Below are 25,723 nucleotides of genomic sequence, written 5' to 3' on the forward strand. Positions count from 1 at the left end.
CCTATTACTTACTGTTTACCTCTGTTCTCTTGAAGTTGATCGATCTATCAAATTCTATATTGTACTGTTTCAATATCTCTTTCTGTTTGGCTTGCGCTTCTGTTCTGTCAATGACGACTTTGATACCGTCTTCATCTTCAAAAACGAGGTACTTTGACTTACTGTTCTTTACCTTATGATAAAAATCTTCGAAATCAACATAAGTCTCACCGTTTACTTTCTCTATAGGCCACATCCTAAAATCTGTGTTACCACGGCTAATATCTGAGGCTAATACTTTTAAAAGTACTGCGATCTCTCTTTTCTCTTTTGTAGGCCACTCTCTGGCATATTGACTCAACTGTAGCTGATTTATCTTGGTTGAAAGTATAAGGTTGCGTGAAAGAGGAGAGAAGATATAGCCTCCCTCTATAAAGTAGCTAGGCATTTGATCATACTGAGTAGTTTTAACAAGTAATACATCATCGGCAATTTTTGTAAGATTCGCTTCGACTTCCATAGACTTGCCTTCTCTAATCAGGCTCAGCTTTACACTCTCTCCCATCTGATGCATATCAACATAATAACCATAGTCTGTATATTCATGATGGCGAAATTCCACTGTACCGTCATTTTCTATCTTATGACCATCAATATGCGTAATGATGTCACCCTCTTTGACCAATCCCTTTACCGGAGAATTATAAACAATATCTGCAACCAGCTTTCCGGTAGTTTGTTCATTAAGCCCATAATAGGCTTTAAGGGCAGGATTTTCAAGATTTTGGGTCATAATACCAAGCTCAGGAAACCCGTCATATCTACCGTCTTGCATATCATCAATAAAATGCTTGACCATACTTACAGGTACAAGATAGCCGATATTTTGCGAGTTGCTGATCACCTGCATCACTACCCCGATCACTTTTCCTTCAGAGAGTGCAGGACCGCCTGAATTCCCCGGATTTACTGCTGCATCTACCTGTATCGCTAAGAAACTCTCTCCACTATGTGCATAAAGATGATGTTCGATACGTGAGACTACACCGATAGTAGCAGAAAGAGTGTTCCCTCCCATTGGATACCCATATACGACAATCTCTTGTTCTACAGACGGCAGTTCACCAAATTCCAACGGTGTGACATCACCAAAAAAACTCTTATCTTCTACTTTTAGCAGTGCCAGATCTGCTTGATGGGATACAGCATGTACAGTAGCAATAAAACGTTTACGCTCTCCATACCTCTGTACTTCCAAAAATGTCTCGTTGGCAACAACATGTGCATTGGTAAGAATATATCTTTGTCCATTTTTATCTCCAATAATAGCTCCCGAACCTGTACTTTGCATCATTGAAGAGCTCCATGGCTGCTGGTAGTTCAGTGCCTTGGAGACAGTATATATTTTTACAATTGCTTCTTTTGTCTGTTCATCTTTTATTTGTGCATACAATGATACAACCGATAATACGATAACCCATAAAACTCTCATTGTTTTCCTTCAAATTTCTCTGCATCTATGGCAGCAATATTTCTATCTATTGCTTCCTGTGCCATCAATCCTGCAGCACAAGAGCTAAGTAGATTTTTTTCTTCATCGTATAACCTGGCACTACAGACACCGCAACTGGGACTTCTGTCTTTACCGATAAAAAGATCAATCTGACCATGTTGATCAAAAAAATTTTTTGCATAGGTGCGTATCGGATTGGAGCGTAACTTGCCGCTCTCATTACATACTGCTTCTATGAGGTCCGGAGTTTGTACCAGATCCATGGTAGGACGGGGAGAACCGAATACTGCATCTTCGGGACAAAAAGGGATCAGCTCATCCTCTTGCAGCATTTGAAGCAGGGATGGAGCATAATTATCATCTCCATCATAACGACATCTTTGTCCTAATAAACATGCCGATATCGCTACTTTTCTCATAGATTTCTAGTTCACAAAAAGCAGGTAGTAAACCCAGATCCCTGTTACCGAAGTCAATACAATTCCTGTAAAGGTTCTCATCCCTGCTTTCTTATGCGATATGCTATACATTCCAGGCAGAACATTCATACGGCGGTCTCTTTTTGCCCTTAAAAGTGTATTTATCCATATCCCCAAGGTTACTACAGCGATAGCGATATGAAAGATGAGTACCCAAAATGCGTAACCTTTAGGTGTCGAGCTCCCTTCCATAAACGCATCAAATCCACCTACATTACGGACACCATACTCAAAATAAACTACCACAATTACCGAAACAATGAAGAGTATCTTCTGTACCGTCGCATGAAGATTATAAAGCTTACGCTTAGCCAATGAGATAGCCCCTAATATCAAGAAAGGCAAAAGTGCTACGATGATTGTGACAATATCCATAAAGAGCGGTGCTCTGGTACCTAAAAATCCTGCTTCAAACATTTATTTATATCCTTTTTCTTTTTTTCTTAGCAAATCACTACTGATTTGACTTCTGTGAATTCTTCAAGTGCCCACTTAGGACCTTCTCTTCCAACACCGGAGAATTTGCTACCGCCGTAAGGCTGTACATCAAAACGTAATGTAGGGATATCGTTGATCACCACACCCCCACACTGCGCATCATCAATAAACTTTTGTGTACGTTTCAGATCATTGGTGAAGATACTGAATTGCAATCCATATGGGGAGTCATTCATTTTTTCAATCGCAACATCATAATTAGGGACACTCACCAAACTTACGATCGGGGCAAAGACCTCTTCACACACAATCTTCATTTCATCAGTCACATCGGCCATGACTGTAGGAGGGAAGATCCCCTCTATTTCATCTCCGCCAGCTACGACTCTAGCCCCTTCATTCTTGGCACTTGCTACCCAACTTTTTGCTCTATGTACAGACTCTTCGTTGATCATTGGACCAATAAAGGTGTCTTCTTCATACGGCGAGCCTACTTTAAGCTTCTTAGTCTCAATTGCCATCGCATCAGAGAATGCTTCGTAGACTTCTTCATTTACATAGATACGCTGCAAGGAGATACACACCTGGCCGGAGTTGTAAAAGGCTCCATAAGCACAGCGTTGTGCCGCATAATTTATATCAGCACTGCTATCGATATAGGTAGCCGCATTACCACCAAGCTCAAGACTGATCTTTTTGATCCCTGCCTGCTGAGTGATAATTTTGCCTACAGGTACCGATCCTGTAAAGCTAAGTACCCTTGGAATATCACTTTTAACCAATGTCGATCCTACTTCCACATCACCGTATACCACAGAGAGTGCATCTTTTACAGCATATTCGGATTCCACAAACAGCTTAGCAAACATATAAGCTGTCATCGGTGCTTCAGGTGTAGGTTTAAGCACAACAGCATTTCCTGCACCAAGTGCCGGAGCGATCTTGTGTGCTACAAGGTTAAGCGGGAAATTGAAAGGGGTAATGCAGGCAACTACCCCGACAGGTTCTCTACGGAAAAATGCTGTGGTCTGTTTACCCGAAGGCATAAGATCTGTGGGAAGTGTCTCTCCATGAAGATTTGCCAGTTCCATCGCAGTGATCTTGACAGTTTCCATACATCGATCAACTTCCACACGGGCAAATGCAATCGGTTTTGCAACCTCTTTAGCAAGCATCATAGCAAAATCTTCACGGCTTTCCTGAAGTTTTTTAGCTACGTCTTCCAACCATAAGATACGTTGGGAAAGTGGTATTTTTTTGGCCTCTTTAGCTGCCTCTTGTGCAATTTTCAATGCTTTTATCGTATCTTCTGCATTACACTTAGGTGCTTTACTCACCACAGTATTATCAAAGGGGCTCCTTCTCTCATCCAACTCTTCTGTGGTTGCTTCGGTTGATCCAAAAAATATTTTTGCTTCAGCTATCTGATCTTTACCTTTGAACAGTCCAAACATCTTCACACCTTCCATAACTTTAAAGTATAAAAGTCAATTTTTTTGATTATAACCAAAGAGTGGTAAATCTAGGGTGTATCAACCCCTTGAAACTAACCGATTTTTAACGGAAGTTTCGATATTATCTCTTCTAAAATTCAACTACTAGAGATGAAAGAATGAACAAAGCAAAATATATCTGGATGGATGGTGAACTTACACCGTGGGATGATGCGAAAGTACATGTCCTCACACATACACTGCACTATGGAAACGGTGCGATCGAAGGAACAAAAGCATATAAAACAGTTGATGGCAGATGTGCGATCTTTAAACTGAAAGAGCATACACAAAGATTGATCAACTCTTCTAAAATGACACTGATTGATGTACCTTACACTGTTGAAGAACTCAACGAAGCACAAGTAAAGCTGCTTCAAGAGAATGAACTCTTCGAAGGTGCTTATATCAGACCGCTTGTTTATCTAGGATATGGAGTAATGGGGCTTTACCATAAAGATGCTCCCGTAAATGTATCAATTTCTGCTTGGGAATGGGGTGCATATCTTGGTGAAGAAGGTCTTAAAAAAGGTGTCCGTGTAAAGATCTCATCATTCAACAGAACAGGTAACACCTCGGGTATGGGTAAAGCAAAAGCGGTTGCTAACTATCTCAATAGCCAGATGGCAAAGTATGAAGCGGTAGAATCAGGATATGATGAAGCGCTTTTAAGAGATGACCAAGGGTATATCGCTGAAGCTTCGGGTGCATGTTTCTTTATGGTTAAAGACGGTAAATTGATCTCTCCTCCAAATGATAATTCACTTGAGTCTATTACTCAAATGACTGTTATTGATCTTGCAAAAGATTTGGGAATCGAGGTAGTAAGACGCCGTGTTACACGTGAAGAGATCTATATTGCTGATGAAGCATTCTTTACAGGTACTGCTGCAGAAGTTACACCGATCCGTGAAGTTGATGCTCGTATTATCGGAAACGGTAGCAGAGGCCCAATCACGGAAAAACTTCAATCTGCATATTTTGATGTAGTTGCAGGAAAGAATCCGAACTATATTCAACATCTTACTTACATCAACTAACTTACAATTTTTTACTCTAAACCTCTTTTAAGCAGGTTTAGGGTTTTATATCCTAGAATTACTATAGAATAACTCACAAAAGGAATATTAAAATATGCCAGCAGATATGAATGACTATTTTAAAAAGAAAAAACCTAATCTAAACATGAACAAACCTGATAACACCGGTAGCACAGGCAGCGGTAACAGGGGTGGAGGAAATCCGCTTGACGGTTTGGGTAAAGGTGCACCATTTATCTTGATTGTTGTAGTGATTGCATTTGCACTCTTTGCTTTCAAACCCTTTACTATCATTAACTCCGGTGAAGTAGGGATCAAGGTAAGAACAGGTAAATTCGATGAAACTCCTTTACAACCCGGACTTCACTTCTATATCCCGGTTTTCCAAAAGATCATTCCTGTCAACACACGTGTAAGATTGATCACTTACTCGAACTCCAAAACTTCAGCAGTAGGTGATGACTATACGCGTGGTCTCTCTAGTGAGAGTTTTGAAGGTGGACTAAAAAGAAATCCTGCGATTCAGGTACTTGATAAGCGTGGATTGACTGTTAACATTGACTTGGCAGTTCTTTATTCGCTTAAAGCGTCAACTGCACCTAAAACTATCGAGACATGGGGTGCAAGCTGGGAAGAGAAAATCATCAACTCTAAAGTACGTGAAGTGGTACGTGATGTCATCGGTCAATATACTGCGGAACAACTTCCTGAGATGAGAAACCAGATTGCTTCAGCAATCCAGACCAAAGTAACCGAAAGAATCTCTGCACTTGAAGGAGAACCGGTCCTTCTCTCTTCTGTTGAACTAAGAAACATTGACCTTCCTACAAAGATCAAAGACCAGATAGAACGTGTTCAGATTGCCAAACAGGACGTAACGATCGCTGAACAGCAAAAAGAAAAAGCAAAGCAGGAAGCACAGCGTAAAGCTGAGATCGCAAGAGGTGAGGCGGAGAGAAACCGTATCGAAGCACAAGGACAGGCTGATAAGATCCGTATCGAGGCTGAAGAGCAGTCAAAAGCAAACAAGCTAATCTCTGATTCCTTGACACAACAGCTTATCCAGCTTGAACAGATCAAAACACAAGCTGAGTTCAATAAAGCACTACAAGTCAATAAAGATGCTCAGATATTCCTCACCCCTGGTGGTGCAGTTCCAAATATCTGGGTAGATGCCAAAAGCAAAAAGGAACCGACAGTAGTCGGACAATAGTCCTTTCTCTTACCCGGTGATCTGCCGGGTATTTTTTCACTTTTTACTTCTTCTCAATTCATAGTTAATTACAATAATTATTTCAGTGAATTATGCCAAGCTTGACCCAAACGCCCTCTTTCATAACCTACTTTATAGAGTGCTCTCATATACTCACGATCAAATGTATCTTTTGAAGGCATATTAAAACTAGGAGGTATATTCGTAATATGGACATCAAAACCGTCTCTCTTTGCAAGTGAGATGATATTATATAGATTACAAACTCCCTGATATTTTATAAGTGTGCTTATGGAACGATCACCGATATCGCTGATATTAAGAGAAACCGGAGAGTATTCAGGATCGATCTTCGTATTACGTATCAACCAAAATTTCTTTTCAGGATGTACACCCAATTTCTTTTCAAGTTTGGGGATATTCATATCATGAGGATACACAAAGATCTGTCTTGTGACTGCACCGTCGACATGAACCTCCTGATATCTTTTCCCATCAATCGTTACATCAATCAGTACAGGCGGAAATGTACCGGGGATAGAAGAAGAGGCGAGCATGATATCAAGGATCAGCTTACGGGCATCAGGCCGACCGCTTCGTGCGATATTGGTAATATTCCAAACTACGGGGCGCTGTGCATCCAGATTGGTTGTTCCAAGTTGAAGTATGCGACCCCTTTTCCCTTCTCTTGCAATTTCTGCTATCAAGTCATTGGTCACTACCTTTTCAAGCCTTCTTCTAAGCGGTGTATTATCACCTATCGAAGACCCACCGAAAAGTGCACTTAATGGGGTTGCGGTAACGATATTCTCTTTTGAAGTTTGGGTAAAAAGGTCTTTAAGCACATAATCATACTTTGATCCCAAAAAAGCAAACGGAGCGATCAATGCACCTGTTGAAACACCTGTGACCATGAAAAACTCGGGACGATCTCCACGCTTACTCCACCCTTCTAGAAATCCTGCACCATAAGCACCGTCTTCTCCTCCGCTTGAAAGTGCCAATATATCAACACGCTTATTTAGCGAATTATTTGACCGTAAAGATTTAGCATTATGATAAATATCATCAGATGTTCTATCTCCCCAGTTACGGATATTTTGATATCCTATGACGCTGGCATTGAGATAGTGTTCCTTGTTTGGTGCACTAAAAGTACGTGATTTGACAGAACAGGCAGATAAAAACAATAACAGCGGTAATATCATCAACAAACGTAATATCAAGTCCATCCCCTTTTAAGAACGTATGGACTAATTATGACATAATCACATTTAGTTTAAACTACTAAAAGTTACCTTTTCTACTTACCATATTGCATCATGCCACTGAACCAGTGTCAAACGGTATCCCTTTTGTACCGGTAGAACTTCATGTGAAAAATAGGGATTACTAGGGAACACTACCATATCTCCGGCTTGCGGTTTGATCTTGACTGGATTTCCTTCTTTATCATAGAAGTAGTTAAAAAGCAGTTCTCCACCACTGAAACCATCATTGTCGTCATCACTATTACAGATATGACTGGTTGCAAAAAGCACCGTCGTCAGTTTGCGTTCAGGTGCCACACATTTAAATGCAACTGTCTGCCCATCTTCATCTACCAGTTCACTTGAGTCATCGGCATGCTTGACATAAAAGTAGCCTTCTTTATACTCAAGTACTTGAATATCGGTAGAGAGCGTCATCACTGCACCAAAATATTCTTCAATGACTGGCTTATACTTCAAAAACTGTTTTTCATAATACTCACTATAAAAGTCATCCAGTGTATAGATATTGGTCTTGCGGTACTTCGTGACAATATCAGCCTCGATGATCCCACTGATGGATTCTTGTTTCACTTTGGCTGCTTGAGCATCTTCATCTTTTTTTACTAAAGAAGCAAGGTGCTTACAAAGCTCGGGAGTAAAAAAATTTTTGATAATCAAATAGGGGGTTTCTCTATAAGGATTAGGAAGCAATCTATTGGTGATTTCCAATTGTTCCAATCGTTTATCACAATAGACATGATTACTGATTTGTATCATTTAAAGCTCAAAAAGTAAGATAGCTATAAAGCGTAGCATTATAGTCCATAAATCGACTTTTTACTCTAAAAGATTTCTTAAATTATTCTCTTGTCTCTATACCTATCTTGCAGTTTAAAACCAAATAGCTATAATGTCATCATTATAAATGCTATGGAGACCTATCATGCAGCTTGACTGGCAAAAAAATCCTCTTATCCCTGTTATCGCCCAAGATGCAGAGACCAACGAAGTTCTAATGCTTGCTTATATGAATGAAGAGGCATATAATCTGACTCTAGAGACAGGGTTTGCACACTATTTCAGTAGAAGCAAACAGCGTATCTGGAAAAAAGGTGAAAGCTCCAACCATACACAGGAGATCAAAGATATCTTGATCGACTGTGATGCAGATACCATCATTCTAAAGATCAAGCAAAATGGTGTAGCCTGCCATACCGGACGCAAAAGCTGTTTCTTCACCTCAGCAGTACAAGAGAAGATCATACTGGAAAAGGAAGTAAACACCGATGCGATCTATGGCGTAGTCGATACTCTCTACCATACGATCCTTGAACGTAAAAATGCAGATGACAGCCAAAAATCATGGACTAAAAAACTGCTAAATGATAAAGAACTTATGCTTAGCAAAATACGTGAAGAAGCAAATGAAGTATGTGTTGCCATCAATGAAGAGAGTGATGAACAGGTGATCTATGAGAGTGCAGATCTTCTTTATCATACATTAGTCGGACTAGGTTACAGAGAGATCTCTCCGGACCGTGTGAAACAAGAACTTGCAAGACGGTTTGGAATGAGTGGAATAGAAGAAAAAGAAAATAGAAAAAAATAGCAGGAGTTTGAAAGATCAAACTCCCTCGTTTTGGAATTACGATTCTGAGCTACAACATCCAGGGCTGTCTGCATTACCACCCGCAAAATATTCTCCATCAAAACTTACCAATGAATAGTTTCTATCAGTGCCCAATGACTCTTTAAGTCCTTCAATAGATAAGAAACCAAGTGACGTTGCACCGATCTTCTTGGCAATCTCCTCTACCGAGTGACTTGCTGAGATCAGCTCGGCCTGTGTTGGAGTATCGATACCATATCTACACGGATACTTGATCTCCGGTGCAGCAATACGCATATGAACCTCTTTCGCTCCTGCTTCAATCAGCATTTTCACGATCTGCTTCGAAGTCGTACCACGCACGAGTGAATCATCGATGATCGCTATACGTTTACCTTCGATCAAATGTTTGACAGGTGAGAGTTTCAGTTTTACCTTGAGGTCTCTGATCTCCTGAGTCGGTTCAATGAAAGTGCGCCCTACATAGTGGTTACGTACGATTCCCATTTCAAACGGTACGCCAAGCCCTTCTGCATATCCTCTTGCCGCTGCAACACCACTATCCGGTACAGGCAATACCAAGTCTACCTCTGCCGGTGACTCTTGAGCAAGTCTTCTTCCCATCTCAAGACGTTTTTGATATACGTTCTTTCCATCAATGATCGAGTCAGGTCTTGCAAAATAGATATACTCAAATGCACACGGATGATAATCTGCTTCAAAAAGTTTTTCAGACTGCGGCTCTTGACCCTCTTCAAATACCAGCATTTCACCCGGTTCAACATCACGGATAAACTCTGCACCTACCAGATCAAAAGCACACGTTTCAGATGCTACGATCCATCCGCCATCAGCAAGTCTTCCCAGGCTCAATGGACGGATACCGAAACGGTCACGGATGACGAACATTTTGGTACGGCTCTGGATCGCAAGGCAGTATGCTCCCTCAATCTTAGTGATCATGTCTTTAATACGGTCTATCAATGAGTCTTTTTGACTTTTTGCGATAAGATGTACGATATTCTCAGTATCCATACCTGTCTGAAAGATCGCACCTTTATCGATCAGCTCGTTACGTACCTCATATTTGTTGACAAGGTTACCGTTATGCGCAACAGAGATCTCTCCGAGTTTGTAACGTGCAAATACAGGCTGTGCATCGAGAACAGAATCATCTCCTGCCGTAGAGTATCTGTTGTGACCGATCGCACAGCTACCGGTAAGTACCTTAAATGCATCATCATCAAATACCTCAGTTACCAAACCTCGTGCTTTAATAAGATGGATTTTCTCATCATCAGCTGAAGAAATCCCTGTAGATTCCTGCCCACGATGCTGCATCGCAAAAAGTGAGTAGTAAGCTACCTTAGAAGCATTTTTTGAACCATAAACACCGACAATTGCACACATATTATATTCCTAAACAATCATTAATCGAGTAAAGACCCGGTTTTTCTTGAGCGATCAGCCATTTTGCTGCTCTGATCGCACCTTTTGAGAATGTCTCACGACTTGTTGCTGTATGGTTGAGCTCCAAGAACTCACCATCATTGTAAAATCCTACCGTATGACGTCCTACTATATCCCCGCCACGCAATGCCATGACTGCAATCTCGTCTTTGCTTCTGGCACCGATCTGTCCGTCACGTCCACTCACACGTACATCACTTAACTCAAGTCCTCTGCCTTTCGCAGCAAATTCTCCAAGTGTAAGGGCAGTACCAGATGGTGAATCCACTTTGTGCCTGTGGTGCTGTTCGACGATCTCGATATCAAAATCCTTCAACGTTCTTGATACCTGCTCTACCAGCTGTTTAAGTAATGCGATACCTGCTGACATATTTGATGCATACAGTACCGGCATCTCTTTAGATGCTTCAAGCATCAGATTTTGCTGATGTTCTGTAAATCCCGTCGTTGCAATCACCAGTGGAGTAGGATTTTTTAGTGCTTCTTCACACAGCTCCTGTGTCGCCTCAGGTGCAGAGAAGTCAATAACCACATCACAGTTTTCAAGCAGTGTTTGCATACTGTTTGTTACCAATACACCGCTTGGAAGCTCTCTTTTGAGTTCACCACATACATGTACGGCTCCCAGTGGAAGCTCTGTGTCCTCTACCAGTGCATTGATCAATAAGTTTCCTACTCTACCCGTACTGCCTACGATTCCTACTTTTGCCATCTATACTATTCCTTATGCTTGTTCTTGAATATATGAAATTACTTGAAGTGCAGCAGTTGCTCCATCACCTGCTGCAATAACAACTTGTTTGGGTGCTTCGATACGCATATCACCTGCAGCAAACAGCCCTTCAACCGAAGTTCTCATACTAAGATCCACGACTACTTGCCCCCATTCATTCATTTCACAGATAAATGTACCGTTCTCGTCTTTGAGTACACTATTGTTGACGTTGTGCCCGACAAAGACAAAAAGACCCGGTGTATCAAGTTGTGTAATCTTACCCTCTTTATCTTTGAGTTTCACTCCGCTTACACCCATTGCATCGCCAAGTACTTCTTCAATCACTGTATCTGTAATGAGATGAATATTTTCTTTTCTCTTGACTCTATCCACTGTTGAGGGGGCTGCTCTAAATGTATCTCTTCTGTGCACGACATACACATCCGAACAGATGTTAGAGAGATAAAATGCTTCTTCAAGTGCCGTATCACCCCCGCCTAGTACGGTAACAGGCTTATTTTTGTAAAAAAACCCGTCGCAGGTTGCACAGGTACTTACACCGCGTCCAAAATACTCATCTTCACCCTTGAAGCCTGCTCTTTTAGGTGTTGAACCCGTACAGACGATGACTGCCATCGCCTCTATCTTTTCACCGTTCTCCAGTGTGACCGTAAAGTGTTTTCCTGTTTTGGCCACGCGCTCTACACGTTTCATCTCATGTTTCAACCCGAAGTGAAAACACTGTTCTTGCCAGGTATCCATAAAATCCATACCTGTCTTTGTATGTTCAAAAAAACCCGGATAGTTTTCAATCTCTGAACTCTGAGTGATCTGCCCACCGGGCATACCGGATTCAAAGAGTACTACATTTTTCAATCCACCGCGTGTAGCATAAAGCCCGGCAGTAAGTCCTGCAGGTCCACCACCGATGATCGCACAATCTAGCATCCACAATTCCTTCAAAAAAGTAAAATGTTTAAACAAATATATTAGCCAATGACATCTATTATACTGTGAAAATACTTGGTTAAAAATTTTAGGAGATTTTATCTAAATGTTGTATAGATAAGGTTTAATAAGAGAGTCTGCTTTGATGCAGACTCAGGATATGACTATAAATTATAGTTGTGCGTTGATTTTTTCAGCAAATGCATCTTTGCTTGCAGCACCAACCATTTGATCTACCACTTCACCGTTTTTGAAGAAAAGGATAGCAGGAATTGATCTGATTCCATATTTTACAGCAAGTTCTTGCTCTTCATCAGTATTTACTTTCGCGATAGTTGCTTTACCCTCAAAATCTTCAGCAAGTTCTTCAATAACAGGAGCGATCATTCTACAAGGTCCACACCATGGAGCCCAGAAGTCTACCATTGTTACACCTTCAGCTACTGTCGCATCAAAGTTTTCAGATGTCAATTCTACATATTTACCCATGTTCATTCCTTTTTTGAAATTTAATGAAGTTATTATAACCTAATTAATTGAATTATCAATATGCACGGCTTATATTCTTCATTATATTTAGTTTTTTATTTATTTATCTCTGTAAATAAGAGTATTCTACTCCTATTTAACTTATGCTTAGATAAACGGCAAAGGAATTTCAGAAAATTCTGCCGAACGTGAACCTTCTAACGCCTTGGTCTTTGCCCCTTTTACCGTATAAACAAAAGCTATTTTAGGTGTATCTGTTTCATTTTTGTTGGCACGGTGAAGTAAGAGTGAATGAAAGATAATCACATCACCCCTTTTGAGTGTCGTAGAAACTTTCGTTTCTATTAAAGGGATATTCTTCTCACAATCTTCTCTAAAGTATTCTTTTTCATCAAACTGGTCTGCTTCAAATTTCATACGATGTGAACCGGGGATAAACTCTAGTACTCCATTGTCATTATACTCACTATCCAATGCTAACCAGATACTAACAAGATTATTATCACTGTAACGCCAATAGCGTCTGTCCTGATGCCATCTGGTTTGTGTACTGCGATGCGGCATTTTTGTCATGATGGAGTTATGATGTGCAGTAGTGATCACCACCTGGTCATCCAGTATCTGCTCTAAGATAGGGCGAATCTTCTCGTTCTCCATCCATTTTTTAAAAAGTATATCTCTGCTATAGACCTGTCTAAGTCTTCGAACGGTTTTTTCTTGTTCTGTCGGCAAACTGGTATAGTCTGCTACATCGGTACGATACTCTTTGCTCTTTATATCATACCCTGTCTCTGTTTCGATCGGCTCGATACGGTGTTTGAGGTGTGCTTTGGCTACATCCAGGATCGCTTCACACTGTGCCGGGTCGGCAAAATCTCTTAAAATGATAAAACCGTCATTTTGAAACTGTGCAAGTTGCGCTTCAGTTAGTTTCATCGATTGCCTTTTTATACTGATTTGTACAGAAGCAAAGCCCCTGTGTACACAACTGTCCTGAGCAGACGGCTCGTACAACCAGTTGTACATAAATTTATAAAAATTATAGCAGAATTTTATAGCGTTATATTCTCTATCAGCTCTACTTCATCCTTACGTATCAAAAGGGCATCGATACAAAAAGTTGATGCCAACCCTTTGGTTTTAAGATAATAGTATGCGGAGTTGATCACTTTTTTGAGTTTGGATGGAGTAATATTATCAACAGGGTCAAAATCACCATAACTGCTTTTGACCTCGATGAAATGGAGAACACTTTCTTTCGTAGCTATGATATCGATCTCTCCAAGCTTGCTCGCATAGTAGTTTCGCTCTACGATCACAAACCCGTTTCTTTCCAGAAATCCGGTAGCCAACTCTGCACTTTTATCCCCGATCTTTCTGCTCATTTCCTGCATTCTCTACATCCTTGCACTTGAGATACACTATTATGTCATAACAAGCTACAGGAAAAACAAAAAATGTCATTTTGACATCTTCTATCCTAAAATCTTGGATTTCTTTTCCGTGAGCCTGTCGTATAATTCAAGCATACGCAGATAATCTACATGCAGAGTCGTATCGATCATCAATTCTTCCAGTGCCAGAACACGCCGTGCTTTTTGTACATCTTCAGGCAGATAAAGCATATTGAATGCCTCTTCGTAAGCTTCAAACGGCAACTGTGCTTCTTCCATCCTGATCAACTCTGCAACGATGCGACCGACAGGATGAGAACCCATTTCCAAAAGCATCAGTGCATTTTCTCTCTCATCTACCAAAAGATAAAGCTGTGCCTTGAGATCAGCCATCGTGAAACTGTGTTCGAAGATCACTCCGATATAGGCTTCTACATTGATCGAATCATCCAGGGGTTCAACAGCATCAAGGATATCTTCGGGATCGTACTGATCAAAATGAAGTATCATGTCTCTGATCTGTTTTCCTGTATTTTTATTATTGTAAACAAGGTCTTCAACAGGGTAGACCTCGGAAAAGCCCGGGACAATTACCTGACAGGAATAAAATCCAAGATAATCATACTCTCTTAGATACATCTCCTTGCCTAATGTATCCAAAAGACCTTTCAGATAACGAAGTTCATCTTCCGTTCCTTCTCCCTGGTAAACCCATGGTGCATAATCAAAACTTTTATCCGTACTTAAAAAACCAAATCCAAGCTTCCCGGTCGAATCGATGTAGTGCGACTCAAGATTAAAACTGCTCGATACAAGGCTCATATCAAAAGTCGGTTTTTCAAAGGCATCAAGATCATCCAATCCACGCCCCTGCATCAGTTCTGTCATCGTTCTTTCAAGAGAGACCTCAAGTATCGGATGCGCACCAAAGGATACGAACAACGAAGCATTTTTTGGATTGATCAACGAAATAGCTGTCACAGGGAACTCTCCTCCCAGTGATGCATCGAGTACTTCAACTCTATAACCAAGTTCTCGAAGCTTTATCACATCGCCATACACCCTTTCAAAAGAAGCTAATACATCATCCGGGAAAGAGGGAAGTGCGTAACCGTTTTTAATGATCTCCAGCTTTGCATGACGTTCAAATATTTCACTGAGTGCCTGTACCTGAGCTTCCTGTGGTGTATTACCTGTTGCAAGACCGTTGCTGACATAAAGATTGTTCAGGATATTAAGTGGGAAATAGACTTTTTCATTGGTAGAGGGCTGTATAAAAGGTAAAGCGACAATCTTTGAATCATGGTCACTGTTAAAGTCTAGCAGGTCTTCCATACATACTTCACCGTCAGGATCATAGAATTTATGCAACGAATCATTAAGATACTTTCCGCCAAATTCAAAAGCAACTTCATCCGGATAGATTTTGCGCTCCGGAAGATAAAAGTCGTTAAAAAAAGTATTGGTCTGCAGCCGTTCGATATACTCGCCAAGGGCACTTGCCATCGATGCCAGCGAATTGATCCCTTTCCCGTTGGAATAAATATGCCGCGGTGCCTCAACAGAAGCAAGGTTAACAGAGAAACAGTGTTTAAGCGGGTTTTTTTCCTGAGAAAAACAAGGTTCGCTTCCTGCATCTTTGAGGGCAGCTTTCATTTTTTCGATCGAGGTTTCCACCGGGGCGGTCTTTGACAAAAGGTTCATAAATATTCTTTGAATTGGATTTTCTTGGCGCAGTATAGCCAAATATCTGTCACTTAACCGTAACAGAGAAGTCAGTCGATTACCGACATTAACCCGAAGCTTAAAGCTTCAAGGCTGTGTATCCATCTCTATCCGATTACCCGCAGGCGATCTCATCACCCACAGGAAGGATATCCACTTTTACCGACTTGAAACGAGCAGTAAGGATCAACTCATCTGACTCATCTCCAAACACGGCATTGATACGGCTTTTAGCATGGTGGAAGGTACAAAAGAGTGTTTTTGGCTTCACTTTGTCCGTATATTTGACTGTAAGTGCTTCACTCTCACCATACTCACTTTTAAGGATAATCTTATCACCAAACTTTCCTTCATCTTCTACAGAAGCCAGAACCACATCTTCACTATGTTTGCTATAGAGACTCTCGGTCTGCTTAGTCTGTGCAGCATTGTTATAGTGTGCCAAAGTACGTCCGGTAGTCAGGTAGAAACCGTTCAATGAGTCATCAAAGAAAGTTTTCTCCAAAATGGATTGAACCATTCCTCGAAGCTGATACTGCTTATAGACATACTTTCCAAGTCCATCCTCGGTACGGAAGTCAAGAAGGTGAAGTACCGGTGTATCTTCATGATAGATCGGCCATTGCATACCGCGTTTTCTGTGACGCTCCAATCTATAGTAGTCCGCTCCTGAGAAACGTCTTGGTGCCACTTTTCTAACCTCATTCCAGACATCTTCACTGGTTTTAAAGTCAAAGTTCTCACCGTCTCCAAGCTTTTTCGCCATCTCCGTCAGTACTTCCCAGTCATCAGGAAGATCAGACTTCACTAATGGCTGTGAAAGATGCAGTCTTCTCATCGCATTGACATAGACACCGGTCTTCTCATACGCACTTCTTACACCGATCACGATATCTGCACGCTGCGCGATATCTGTCATAAAGAGCTCTTGTACCATCAAGAACTCAAGCTGTTCGATCGCTTTGTCTATCTTGTTGAGATTTGGATGGATATGTGTGATATCCTCACCCATATTCAGCAGCGCTTTGATCTTCCCATCCAGCATCGCATCAACAAGTTGCGGTGTCATAAGACCCTCTACTTTTGGCTGCTGATAATCTGGTGCAAAGTAAGGCAGACATCCCATATCACATGCACCCTGGACGTTGTTCTGTCCACGAAGCGGCATAAGCCCTGCACCTGTCTTTCCGACATTGCCGGTCATCAATGCCAGGTGTGTGATTGCCATGACCGCATACGATCCATCCAGATGCTCAGTGATACCAAGGCCCCAGAAGATCATTGACTTCTTGACCGCATACTCTCTGGCAATATTCGGGATCATCTTTGCCAGATACTCATACCCTTCGATCTTTTCCATGAATTTTGGATTGGCATACGGATCGTTCAGTATCTTTTCTTTGAACTCATCAAAACCTTTGGTACGGTTAGCGATAAAACTTTCATCATAAAGCTCTTCATTGATGATCACATGCGCCATCATATTGAGTACCAACAGGTTCGTTTCATAAGGGATGATACAGTTGTGTTTCGCAAGTTTTGCCAGTTTGGTCTCACGTACATCAATGACGGCAAGATTGTTATGGGTTCTTGCCATATCGATGATACGATTTGCAATGATAGGGTGTGCTTCCATGGTATTGGAACCGATCACTACCATGAATTCTGTTTCATAGATATCATTATACGGGTTTGTTGCAGCCCCCTCACCGATCGTTGTTCTCATCCCTTTGAGTGATGGTGAGTGACAGACTCTTGCACAATTGTCTACGTGCGGAGACTCCATCGTCTCACGGCAGAACTTCTGGAAACTGTAAGCGGATTCACACGAGGTTCTTGCACCACCGATCGCACAGAAACTGTCTCCACCGAATGTCTCTTTGACCTCCTGAAGTTTTTCTGCTGCGATACTGGTAGCCGTATCCACATCACAGGTCATATACTCTGCACTGAATTCGCTGAGTTTGCCTGCATACTTCTGAGCCAATGTCGGGTTTTTTTCCAAAAAGCTCTTCTTGATACGAGGCTCTCTGATACGATTTTTTGAATCGACAAAGTCATACCCGTACTTTCCTTTGATACAAAGCTTTCCTTGTGAAACCACACCGTCTTTTTGTGCATAGATCTTCACGATCTTGTTGTTCTCTACCTGTGCTGTGATGTCACATCCAACACCACAATAGGTACATACGCTCTCTATGTCCTGCTTTTCACCGTCAAATTTTTTAGTCATAGGGCTACCTTCTTACACTTTTTAATATAGGACTATTTTTATCTTATTTATACTTAAGGTAAAGTATCGTAAGCTACGTTCAAGAAAAATATTATATCAAAAGGATAAAAAATGTTTACTATTAACGTAGAAAAAGAATGCGGATGTTTCCAAAGAAGTGCATTTGAAAACAACAAAAGTTTTGAGTCAAGAGATGATGCCTTAATGCAGGCAAAACTTATGGAGAATCACATGAACCAAAAGTTCTGTCAAAAACATCTATTTACAGCAGTAGAAGACGGTGACAACTTCAAGATCATGGTAGAAATGAAACCACAAACTCACTCACACGGTGGCGGATGCTGCGGTGGCGGACACTGTAGTTAATCGGTTTACTGATTTGCCATGCAAAGAGTAGAAATTTTTTCTACTCTTACTTTCTCCTAACACCTTACAAATTATTATATTTCTTACTATACTTTATTATTCTTGACTTCTAGTTCTATCATAACTATAATTTAGCAGATATATAAAGAGGGGAAAAATGAAAAAATTTATACTTACACTTCTAATTATTTCATGCAATACTTATGCCGAAGTATCAGATAAAATACCAAGTCAAGAAGGTTTATGGTTATCTGGTACGATTGTAGGCATAGTATTAGTAATCTTATTACGGTGGACAAAATGGATTAACATTCTTGCAATACCGTTAACAGCTATATTTTTTTACTTTGCCTATGACACACTAATAGAGCCAGATATCGGATCGGCAATTATTAAAGAACAAGGCAAACCTTATGTAATGGCACTATATGGTTCAGCTACTTTAGTTTTATTGGGTGTTATTTTCGGAAATATCTTATATAAAAAAAGAAAAAAATCTCATGACATATTTTAATAGCGTTAGCCGTTTACACTTTTTTTTCTTTTGGTTCGTTTCTCTTTTTTTGTCGATGCAACAAAAAAAGAAAATGAACATTTAATCAAGGTTATTCATTCTTTCTCTATTTTTTTTAGTAAAAAGTAGGCAAAAAAGCGTCACTTCGCAAGTGAGCGGACGTGACGACAGCGTGTTTGCTTCGCAAAATATGCACGCTTTCATCACTGCTCACCCAATACTACGTGACAGAAGAACAAATCTAAATAGTTAAAAGATTAGATTCCCGATGCCCTTGGGGCGCAAGTCGGGAATGAGAAGAAAGGGTTATTTGAAATTTCCGAAAGTAAGCGGTGCTTTGAGATCAAGCTCTCTGACTACCTTCATGACCGCTTGAAGATCATCGATCTTTTTACCACTGACACGTACTTCATCACCCTGAATAGAAGGCGTCACTTTAAGTTTGCTGTCTTTGATCGCTTTGACGATCTTTTTGGCTTCATCTTTATCGATCGTATCAACGATACGGTAGATCACCTTGGTATTGCCTCCGCTGATCCCTTCCGTCTTTACCTCTTCAAGAGACTTACCTGCGATATCTCTTTTGATCAACTTTGAGATAAGGATATCTTTGAGTGCATCGATCTTACTATCTGAAGAAGAGCTAAGTGATAAAGTCTTTGCTTTTTCGTTAAGATCGATCTCTGCTTTGACCCCTTTGAAGTCAAAACGCGTCGCTACCTCTTTTTCTGCCATCACGACAGCATTCTTCATTTCCATCATATCCAGCTTCGCGCTGATATCAAAATAGTGATCTTTTGCCATTACTGTTCTATCCTTATCATCGCAACTTTTCCATGAATTACATCAAGTTTTTCAAGCGCTATGATCGCTTCTTGTATCATCTTCTCTTGGCACTCATGTGTGATAAAAAGTAATTCCACACATGCATCATGATCACTGTCAGGATTTTGCATCATTGCCTCTATAGAGATATCAAGGTTGCTTAGAAGCTGTGTCACTTCAGCAAGGACTCCTTTTTTATCATCCACGCTCATACGAAGATAGTAGTGCGACCGTATCTCTTCTTTTGGCAACAGTTTCAAACCGGACTCAAGACCTTTTTTATATCCAAGCATCGGTCCTTGGTTTCCACGTACGATATCAACGATATCCGCAATCACTGCTGAAGCCGTTGCATCACCACCTGCACCCGGACCATAGAACATCGTCTCCCCTACTCTGTCTCCCACTACAGTCACGGCATTCATTACCCCGTCTACTTTAGCGATCATAGATTCTTGAGGGATCATCGTAGCATGTACACGTAGTTCAACGCCGTTATCTGCTCTTTTGGCAATTCCCAAAAGTTTGATCTCATAACCGAACTCTTTGGCAAATTCAACATCAGTTTGAGTAATATTCTCGATACCCTCTATCACGATATCTTCAGGTTTCGCATCGATACCATAGGCGATAGAAGAGAGTATAAGTAGTTTATGTGCGGCATCGAATCCGCCTACATCAAAAGTCGGGTCCGCTTCAGCATATCCAAGCTCTTGAGCTTCTTTGAGGATCTCATCATACTTGGCACCCTCTTTGATCATTTTGGTAAGCATATAGTTACATGTACCGTTCATGATCCCCTGGATTGATTCGATATGATTGGCTGCAAGCCCGTTACGCAATGCACCAATGATAGGGATACCACCGGCTGTACTTGCTTCATACATTAGTGGGAGATCACCGGCAAGTTCTTGAAGTTCATATCTATGATACGCAAGCAATGCTTTATTAGCAGTCACTACCGCCTTACCGTTTTTGAGTGCTCTTTTGACCAGTTCATAGGGTTCTTCTATACCACCCATAAGCTCTACAACGATATCGATCTCAGGATCGTCAATTACATCGAGTGGATTGTCAGAGAGGGTGATGTTGACATCTCTTTTTTTAGAGAGGTTCTTAACTACACCAGACTTTGCTACGATCTTTTTGCCTGCTCTAGCTTCAAGGATGTCAGCATTTGACTCCAAGATATTTGCAACGCTTTGACCGACTGTCCCTACTCCGAGAATCCCGATTTTAACCATATTACTTCATTTCCTCTAAAAATACTTTCAACTTATCTGCAGCTTGCTGGATACGATCTTCATCAGCGATCAGTGCAATACGCACATGTGAATCATCACCGAATGCGATACCAGGGCTCACTGCCATATCTGCTTTTTTGATAAGCTCTTCTGAGAACTTGAGTGAACCCATATGCATACATTGATCAGGAATACGTGCCCAGATGAACATACTTGCATTTGGCGTACCGATATTCCATCCTGCTTCATTGAACGCTTTGACCAGGTAGTCTCTTCTTCTTTGATAACGTGGTGCCGTCTCTTCATCAGCGATTGCATAGTATTTGTTCAGTGTATCAGCTGCAGCCAATTGTACCGGTGTAAACATACCGTAATCAATCCAGCTTTTTAGCTTCTGAAGTGCTCCTACCAAGCTTTTGTTACCAACAAGGAAACCAACTCTCCATCCAGCCATATTATATGATTTTGAAAGAGTATAAGCTTCTACTGCAACATCTTTTGCTCCCTCTACCTGAAGGATAGACGGTGATTTATAACCGTCAAATGCGATATCAGCATACGCAATATCAGAAATTACATAAAAACGCTTCTTCTTAGCAAGAGCCACTAATTTCTCATAAAAATCAAGCGTCACTGTAGCTGTACTAGGGTTGTGCGGGAAATTCACAAGTACATACTTTACCGGTGCGTGTTGAAGATCGATTGTTGATTCGATCAATTCAAGATATTTAGCCTCGTCTACTTCATAGTTCTCTTCATTGAAAGGTATTTTAATACCGATAGGTTTCGCACCGTTGATACTGAATGCATAAGCATGGATCGGGTAAGTAGGATCAGGTACTAAAGCGATATCTCCAGGATTTGTCACTGCCTGAACCATATGGAAAAACCCGTCTTTACTACCCATTGTCGCTACTGCTTCACGTTCCGGGTCAAGGTCAACATCATATTTTCTTTTATACCAGTTACAGATCGCTTCTCTTAGTGCCAAAAGACCTTTTCCGCTTCCTGCACTATATCCATGTGTTCCTGCTGTACGTACATGTTCTATCAAAGACTCTACGATCTGCGGCGGGGTATCCTGATCAGGGTTCCCCATAGAAAAATCTACAACATCTCTACCTTCTTCTTTTGCTTGCGCTTTAAGCTCATCGATCGCTGCAAAGACATACTTTGGCAGTTGATTTATCTTTTCAAATTGAATTTCGTCAAACATTTCTACTCTCTAATATTTAATATTTTCTTTATACTTTACTTTTGTTAGAAAAATTATTTCGTCTCTATCCCTAAACCCTGTTCCTCTTCAGCAACCCGGGCCACATTTGTCTCTTCCGGTTTTGCTTCTTCAACTTCAACCGGCTCGATCACCTCTACTGCAGCTTCTGAAACTTCCTGCTGTTCGATCTTAATCTCTGTATCTGTCACTGTAGCTTCTTTTTGGGCATTGCTGACAATATCGTTCCACTTTTGTTTAATCGTGTGAATAATATCTAAATCATTGTCGGAAGTATTCTCCATTCCGCTTGTTTGTTCTTCAGTCTCTTCTTTGAACAGTTGAAGTGTATTCAAATGTGATTTATCATACTGTGTGACAAAATACCAGGATGCATATGCCAATAATATCAACACAATAAAGAACAGCCACTTTGACTTTCCTCTTTTTTCTCCAAGCAAGTTCCCTGTCACAATGATACCGCGATCGCTATTATCATGCTCAGCGTAGTAGGCCTGTGCTTCACTTCTCAATGCATCTAGATCTGCCTTGTACTCACGTTCAATGATAGTGATGAAGCCTATAGCTTTTACTCTTTCAAGTTTTTCAAACTTTCTCTCTACAAGATACTCGATCATATCTTCAGAGATATTCGTTTTTTTACTGATATTTTTGAGGCTATGTTCTTCAAGAATGTCACTTAACTGCATATACCATCCTGTGTATTAATATAGCGGCTGCTGCACTCACATTCAGTGAATCAAAAGCATGCTGCATCGTGATAGATACTGTTGTATCTATCTTTGAAAGAACCTTTTTTGAAAGCCCTTTATCTTCACTTCCCATTACCAGAACTCTCTTGGGTGCAAAGCTACACCCCTGTACGGCCTCACCATCCATCGATGCTCCGTAGAAACGGTATCCCACTTGCTTAAGCTCGTTGATATTGTCCAAAATATTGTCACTGATCATAAAAGGCATATCAAGCAATGCACCTGCACTCGTTCGTGCAATGGCTGCAAAGTTAAGCTGGTTGACACCTGAAGCAATAATCGCATCTACTCCCAAGGCATAAGCACTTCTTACAATCGCACCGATATTTCCAACATCTGTAAGCCCATCAAGTACCACGATAAAATCACTTTGTTTGATCTTTGCAAAACTTGTTTGCTCAAAAGGTGTCATCTCCACCAGAATTCCCTGGTGATTGCCGCCTTTGGCCATCGCTTGCGCCCACTTTGGTTCTAAAAACTTGATCTTATCGTGATACTTGTGAAACAAAGGCTGAGGAAGGATCCCTTTCTTAGCAATATAGACAGTTTGAATCTCTTCTTCTTTATGCTCCAGCGCATAAAAACAGACTTGTTTTCCATAAATGATCATGTGCGTGATTTTACCTTTTTTTTGCTGTTTAAGTGTTTATCAGTTCTTGATACCATTCTTTTACACTCTTGTCACTTAACATAGAGAGTAATTTCGCCTTGGGCTTTGGGGGAAGATCCAGTGCTAAAACCTCAGAAAAAGAGAGACTTTTTTCGACACATTTTTTTGCACTGATTACTACGACCCACTCACCCCGTATTGTCTCGTTTTTTAACTGTTCGCTTAACTCTTTTGCACTGCCGCGATAGTAACGTTGATACTTTTTACTGAGTTCTTTGGCTAAAAAGAGCTCTCTGTTTTCATCCGCTGCAACCACTTCCTCCAAAAGCTTTTCAAGCCTGTGAGGTGACTCATAGAGTACAGTATTAAAACCATTTTTCATTGCTTCAGCCAATGCAATCGCCCGCTCTTTACCTTTATGTGGTAAAAAAGCATAAAAAAGAAACTTTCCTTCTGAAAAACCTGATGCCGCATATGCCGTAGTCACGGCGCTAGCACCCGGAAGCACATCATACTTAAGACCGTTTTCTTGACAATACTCTACAAGTATCTGACCCGGATCTGAGATGATAGGCATACCTGCATCACTGACATACACTACATTTTTACTTTCCAGTATTTTTCCGTACTCTTCGAGACGTTCGTGGCCGTTATGCTCATTAAAAGAGACAAAATCTGCATCAGGATAAACCATGTCAAAACGCTCTTCAAGAAGTCTTAAAAGTTTTTTAGTTTCTCTGGTATCTTCACATAAAAAAAGTTCAGCTTCTTCAAAAAGCTTCATAGCTCTAATGGTAATGTCTTGGGGGTTTCCGATGGGGGTTGGTATGAAAGTTAACATGGTAGGTTAAATGAACAGAATTTCGGATTCCCATCGTAAATAGGGGAATCCGAAGAGGGTTTACTGAAGGTTGAATTTCTTCTTAAACTTCTCAACTCTACCTGTAGCATCCACGATCTTCTCAGAACCTGTGAAGAATGGGTGACACTCATTACAGATATCGATACTCATTGTTTCTTTATCTGATTTGATCTCAAATTTGTTACCACATGCACATGTTACTTCACATGCTTTGTAATCTGGGTGAATATCTTTTCTCATTGTGTTACCTTTTAAATAATAATTTTAAAATGTGACAGGCAACTAACCTGTTCTAGCACGATGGCTCTTCCGCTATCTTCAGTCCGATAGGGGTCGCTGCAACACTCAAGAGGTGAGACAACTTTAGGGCGAAATTATATCTAAATAATTTTAAAAAATTATAAAACAGATTGATATGGATTATCCAAATATCAATCTGTCTCAGGACTCTGCCCGTCCATACATGTTTTACCTGTATCAAGACCTACTCGTCATCATCTCCAAATTCATTTTCTATCTCTCTTTGGTACGCTTCTTCCTTCTGTTTTTCAAGTTGTGCATTTGTCAACACCGCTTCATGAAGGAACTCTCCGAAGAATGTTTTTGGCTCGGAATACGCGATAAAGAAGTACGTTCCTACTACAAGCCCGATCATAGTTAAGGCAGTAATCATTTTTTGTACCGGATTAAACATTTGAATAGGCTCTTTGATACGTATTTCGCATGCACCTCCCGGACAATGTACCGGATCCACTCTAGTGAGAACTTTGTATATCATACAGCCCACACATATGGAAAAAGCACTTTCTAAAAATGTAAGTACAAGACAAAGTACACAGATTAGAACTTTGTAAAAAGTAATATCCCAGTGTATAACAAACCACCAGACCATAGGAATGGAGATAAGCCAGCCCAGTGTCCATGCAAAGCGTTTTTGTAATCCGCCTACATACTCAGGCTTTTGATTTTGTACAATAAATTTTCCCAAAAGCAAAGAGGGAGAATAGTTCGGACTTATAATTCTTGCCGTAAAATCAATAAATAAAAATGCCAGATAGACTCTTGCTACTATAATGTGGTTAAATCCTATACCGACAAAGATGACAATCATCCCCAGCATTCCAAGTATTCCTGCTGCAGCTCTTGCTTCTCTTTCATTAATAACCCTGATATCATATCCAGGGACTTTTGCTCCATATTCCCATAAAAAACTTTGTAAGTTCAAAAATTTTCCTTTTATCACTATTAATGTATTTTCGATCATTTCTTGAGACTATGAGTAAGGCTAAGCAGATACTTTAGAGAGGATATCTACTCAGGATTGT

27 protein-coding genes are annotated in these 25,723 nt (G+C 40.6%); 5 read left to right on the top strand and 22 right to left on the bottom strand.

The genetic code is table 11. The features are described 5' to 3' along the window. Nucleotides 1-4: 4 nt before the first annotated feature. The 4 genes from PGH07_RS08630 to PGH07_RS08645 are packed head-to-tail and all read right to left on the bottom strand — an operon-like array spanning nt 5 to nt 3,863. Nucleotides 5-1,471, bottom strand: coding sequence for a S1C family serine protease (locus PGH07_RS08630; RefSeq protein WP_289414031.1), 1,467 nt, complete (start codon nt 1,469-1,471; stop codon nt 5-7). Next, on the bottom strand, nt 1,468-1,911 hold the full coding sequence (locus PGH07_RS08635; RefSeq protein ID WP_289414032.1) for a 2-thiouracil desulfurase family protein: 444 nt from the start codon (nt 1,909-1,911) through the stop codon (nt 1,468-1,470). The genes PGH07_RS08630 and PGH07_RS08635 overlap by 4 nt, the downstream gene beginning before the upstream one ends. Nucleotides 1,912-1,917: 6 nt before the next feature. Continuing rightward, nucleotides 1,918-2,388, bottom strand: a complete 471-nt coding sequence (locus tag PGH07_RS08640) for a DUF420 domain-containing protein (RefSeq protein ID WP_289414033.1) — start codon at nt 2,386-2,388, stop codon at nt 1,918-1,920. Nucleotides 2,389-2,414: 26 nt separating this feature from the next. Further along, nucleotides 2,415-3,863, bottom strand: a complete 1,449-nt coding sequence (locus tag PGH07_RS08645) for an aldehyde dehydrogenase family protein (protein ID WP_289414035.1) — start codon at nt 3,861-3,863, stop codon at nt 2,415-2,417. Nucleotides 3,864-4,021: 158 nt separating this feature from the next. Between PGH07_RS08645 and PGH07_RS08650 the strand changes: the two genes are divergently transcribed. Beyond that, nucleotides 4,022-4,942, top strand: coding sequence for a branched-chain amino acid transaminase (locus tag PGH07_RS08650; RefSeq protein ID WP_289414037.1), 921 nt, complete (start codon nt 4,022-4,024; stop codon nt 4,940-4,942). Nucleotides 4,943-5,036: 94 nt separating this feature from the next. Beyond that, on the top strand, nt 5,037-6,155 hold the full coding sequence (locus tag PGH07_RS08655; RefSeq protein WP_289414038.1) for an SPFH domain-containing protein: 1,119 nt from the start codon (nt 5,037-5,039) through the stop codon (nt 6,153-6,155). A gap of 77 nt (nt 6,156-6,232) precedes the next feature. Here PGH07_RS08655 and PGH07_RS08660 read toward each other — a convergent pair whose 3' ends face one another. Next, nucleotides 6,233-7,387, bottom strand: a complete 1,155-nt coding sequence (locus PGH07_RS08660; protein WP_289414039.1) for a patatin-like phospholipase family protein — start codon at nt 7,385-7,387, stop codon at nt 6,233-6,235. Between the two features lie 75 nt (nt 7,388-7,462). After that, entirely contained in the window at nt 7,463-8,185 is a 723-nt protein-coding gene (locus PGH07_RS08665; RefSeq protein ID WP_289414040.1) for a 2OG-Fe(II) oxygenase, read from the bottom strand. Between the two features lie 166 nt (nt 8,186-8,351). Here PGH07_RS08665 and hisIE point away from each other — a divergent pair, with 166 nt between their 5' ends. After that, on the top strand, nt 8,352-9,017 hold the full coding sequence (hisIE, locus tag PGH07_RS08670) for a bifunctional phosphoribosyl-AMP cyclohydrolase/phosphoribosyl-ATP diphosphatase HisIE (RefSeq protein ID WP_289414041.1): 666 nt from the start codon (nt 8,352-8,354) through the stop codon (nt 9,015-9,017). Nucleotides 9,018-9,053: 36 nt separating this feature from the next. On the opposite strand, the gene purF is transcribed toward hisIE, so the two are convergent. The 8 genes from purF to PGH07_RS08710 all read right to left on the bottom strand — a co-directional run bounded on the left by purF (nt 9,054) and on the right by PGH07_RS08710 (nt 17,991). After that, on the bottom strand, nt 9,054-10,427 hold the full coding sequence (gene purF / locus PGH07_RS08675) for an amidophosphoribosyltransferase (protein ID WP_289414042.1): 1,374 nt from the start codon (nt 10,425-10,427) through the stop codon (nt 9,054-9,056). A 1-nt stretch (nt 10,428) separates the two neighbouring features. Continuing rightward, entirely contained in the window at nt 10,429-11,199 is a 771-nt protein-coding gene (gene dapB / locus PGH07_RS08680) for a 4-hydroxy-tetrahydrodipicolinate reductase (RefSeq protein WP_289414043.1), read from the bottom strand. Nucleotides 11,200-11,211: 12 nt separating this feature from the next. Beyond that, nucleotides 11,212-12,150 carry a thioredoxin-disulfide reductase gene (gene trxB, locus PGH07_RS08685; RefSeq protein ID WP_289414044.1) on the bottom strand — a complete coding sequence of 313 codons (939 nt, stop codon included), beginning with the start codon at nt 12,148-12,150 and terminating at the stop codon, nt 11,212-11,214. Nucleotides 12,151-12,321: 171 nt separating this feature from the next. Next, a complete protein-coding gene (trxA, locus tag PGH07_RS08690) occupies nt 12,322-12,639 on the bottom strand; it encodes a thioredoxin (RefSeq protein WP_289414045.1) in 318 nt (105 codons plus the stop codon). 147 nt (nt 12,640-12,786) lie between these two features. Further along, nucleotides 12,787-13,575, bottom strand: coding sequence for a phytanoyl-CoA dioxygenase family protein (locus PGH07_RS08695; protein WP_289414046.1), 789 nt, complete (start codon nt 13,573-13,575; stop codon nt 12,787-12,789). Nucleotides 13,576-13,691: 116 nt separating this feature from the next. Further along, on the bottom strand, nt 13,692-14,024 hold the full coding sequence (locus tag PGH07_RS08700; RefSeq protein WP_434481309.1) for a YraN family protein: 333 nt from the start codon (nt 14,022-14,024) through the stop codon (nt 13,692-13,694). A 90-nt stretch (nt 14,025-14,114) separates the two neighbouring features. Further along, nucleotides 14,115-15,737 carry a YcaO-like family protein gene (locus PGH07_RS08705; protein ID WP_289414048.1) on the bottom strand — a complete coding sequence of 541 codons (1,623 nt, stop codon included), beginning with the start codon at nt 15,735-15,737 and terminating at the stop codon, nt 14,115-14,117. 136 nt (nt 15,738-15,873) lie between these two features. Continuing rightward, nucleotides 15,874-17,991, bottom strand: coding sequence for a molybdopterin oxidoreductase family protein (locus tag PGH07_RS08710; RefSeq protein WP_289414049.1), 2,118 nt, complete (start codon nt 17,989-17,991; stop codon nt 15,874-15,876). Between the two features lie 111 nt (nt 17,992-18,102). Here PGH07_RS08710 and PGH07_RS08715 point away from each other — a divergent pair, with 111 nt between their 5' ends. Together PGH07_RS08715 and PGH07_RS08720 are read left to right on the top strand one after the other, a co-directional pair. Beyond that, nucleotides 18,103-18,357, top strand: coding sequence for a hypothetical protein (locus PGH07_RS08715; protein WP_289414050.1), 255 nt, complete (start codon nt 18,103-18,105; stop codon nt 18,355-18,357). Nucleotides 18,358-18,514: 157 nt separating this feature from the next. Continuing rightward, nucleotides 18,515-18,871 carry a hypothetical protein gene (locus tag PGH07_RS08720; protein WP_289414051.1) on the top strand — a complete coding sequence of 119 codons (357 nt, stop codon included), beginning with the start codon at nt 18,515-18,517 and terminating at the stop codon, nt 18,869-18,871. A 306-nt stretch (nt 18,872-19,177) separates the two neighbouring features. Here the strand turns inward: PGH07_RS08720 and PGH07_RS08725 are convergent, their stop codons facing one another. From PGH07_RS08725 to PGH07_RS08760, 8 genes are all read right to left on the bottom strand, one after another. Then, nucleotides 19,178-19,675 carry a YajQ family cyclic di-GMP-binding protein gene (locus PGH07_RS08725; RefSeq protein WP_289414052.1) on the bottom strand — a complete coding sequence of 166 codons (498 nt, stop codon included), beginning with the start codon at nt 19,673-19,675 and terminating at the stop codon, nt 19,178-19,180. Beyond that, nucleotides 19,675-20,940 (bottom strand): homoserine dehydrogenase, encoded by a 1,266-nt coding sequence (locus tag PGH07_RS08730; protein WP_289414053.1) that lies wholly within the window; start codon nt 20,938-20,940, stop codon nt 19,675-19,677. Before PGH07_RS08730 ends, PGH07_RS08725 begins: the two co-directional genes overlap by 1 nt. Nucleotide 20,941: 1 nt before the next feature. Further along, nucleotides 20,942-22,156, bottom strand: a complete 1,215-nt coding sequence (locus PGH07_RS08735; RefSeq protein ID WP_289414055.1) for an aminotransferase class I/II-fold pyridoxal phosphate-dependent enzyme — start codon at nt 22,154-22,156, stop codon at nt 20,942-20,944. Between the two features lie 53 nt (nt 22,157-22,209). Further along, nucleotides 22,210-22,863 carry a hypothetical protein gene (locus tag PGH07_RS08740; protein ID WP_289414056.1) on the bottom strand — a complete coding sequence of 218 codons (654 nt, stop codon included), beginning with the start codon at nt 22,861-22,863 and terminating at the stop codon, nt 22,210-22,212. Next, nucleotides 22,850-23,536 carry a 23S rRNA (guanosine(2251)-2'-O)-methyltransferase RlmB gene (rlmB, locus tag PGH07_RS08745; protein ID WP_289414057.1) on the bottom strand — a complete coding sequence of 229 codons (687 nt, stop codon included), beginning with the start codon at nt 23,534-23,536 and terminating at the stop codon, nt 22,850-22,852. Before rlmB ends, PGH07_RS08740 begins: the two co-directional genes overlap by 14 nt. A 28-nt stretch (nt 23,537-23,564) precedes the next feature. After that, a complete protein-coding gene (rsmI, locus tag PGH07_RS08750) occupies nt 23,565-24,377 on the bottom strand; it encodes a 16S rRNA (cytidine(1402)-2'-O)-methyltransferase (RefSeq protein ID WP_289414058.1) in 813 nt (270 codons plus the stop codon). Nucleotides 24,378-24,437: 60 nt separating this feature from the next. After that, complete coding sequence (rpmE, locus tag PGH07_RS08755) at nt 24,438-24,638, bottom strand: 50S ribosomal protein L31 (RefSeq protein WP_289414059.1); 201 nt, start codon at nt 24,636-24,638, stop codon at nt 24,438-24,440. A 244-nt stretch (nt 24,639-24,882) separates the two neighbouring features. Continuing rightward, on the bottom strand, nt 24,883-25,623 hold the full coding sequence (locus PGH07_RS08760; RefSeq protein WP_289414060.1) for a DUF4395 domain-containing protein: 741 nt from the start codon (nt 25,621-25,623) through the stop codon (nt 24,883-24,885). Nucleotides 25,624-25,723: the final 100 nt, after the last annotated feature.

It is taken from the genome of Sulfurovum zhangzhouensis (genome assembly GCF_030347965.1).
GTDB classification, from domain to species: Bacteria; Campylobacterota; Campylobacteria; order Campylobacterales; family Sulfurovaceae; genus Sulfurovum; species Sulfurovum zhangzhouensis.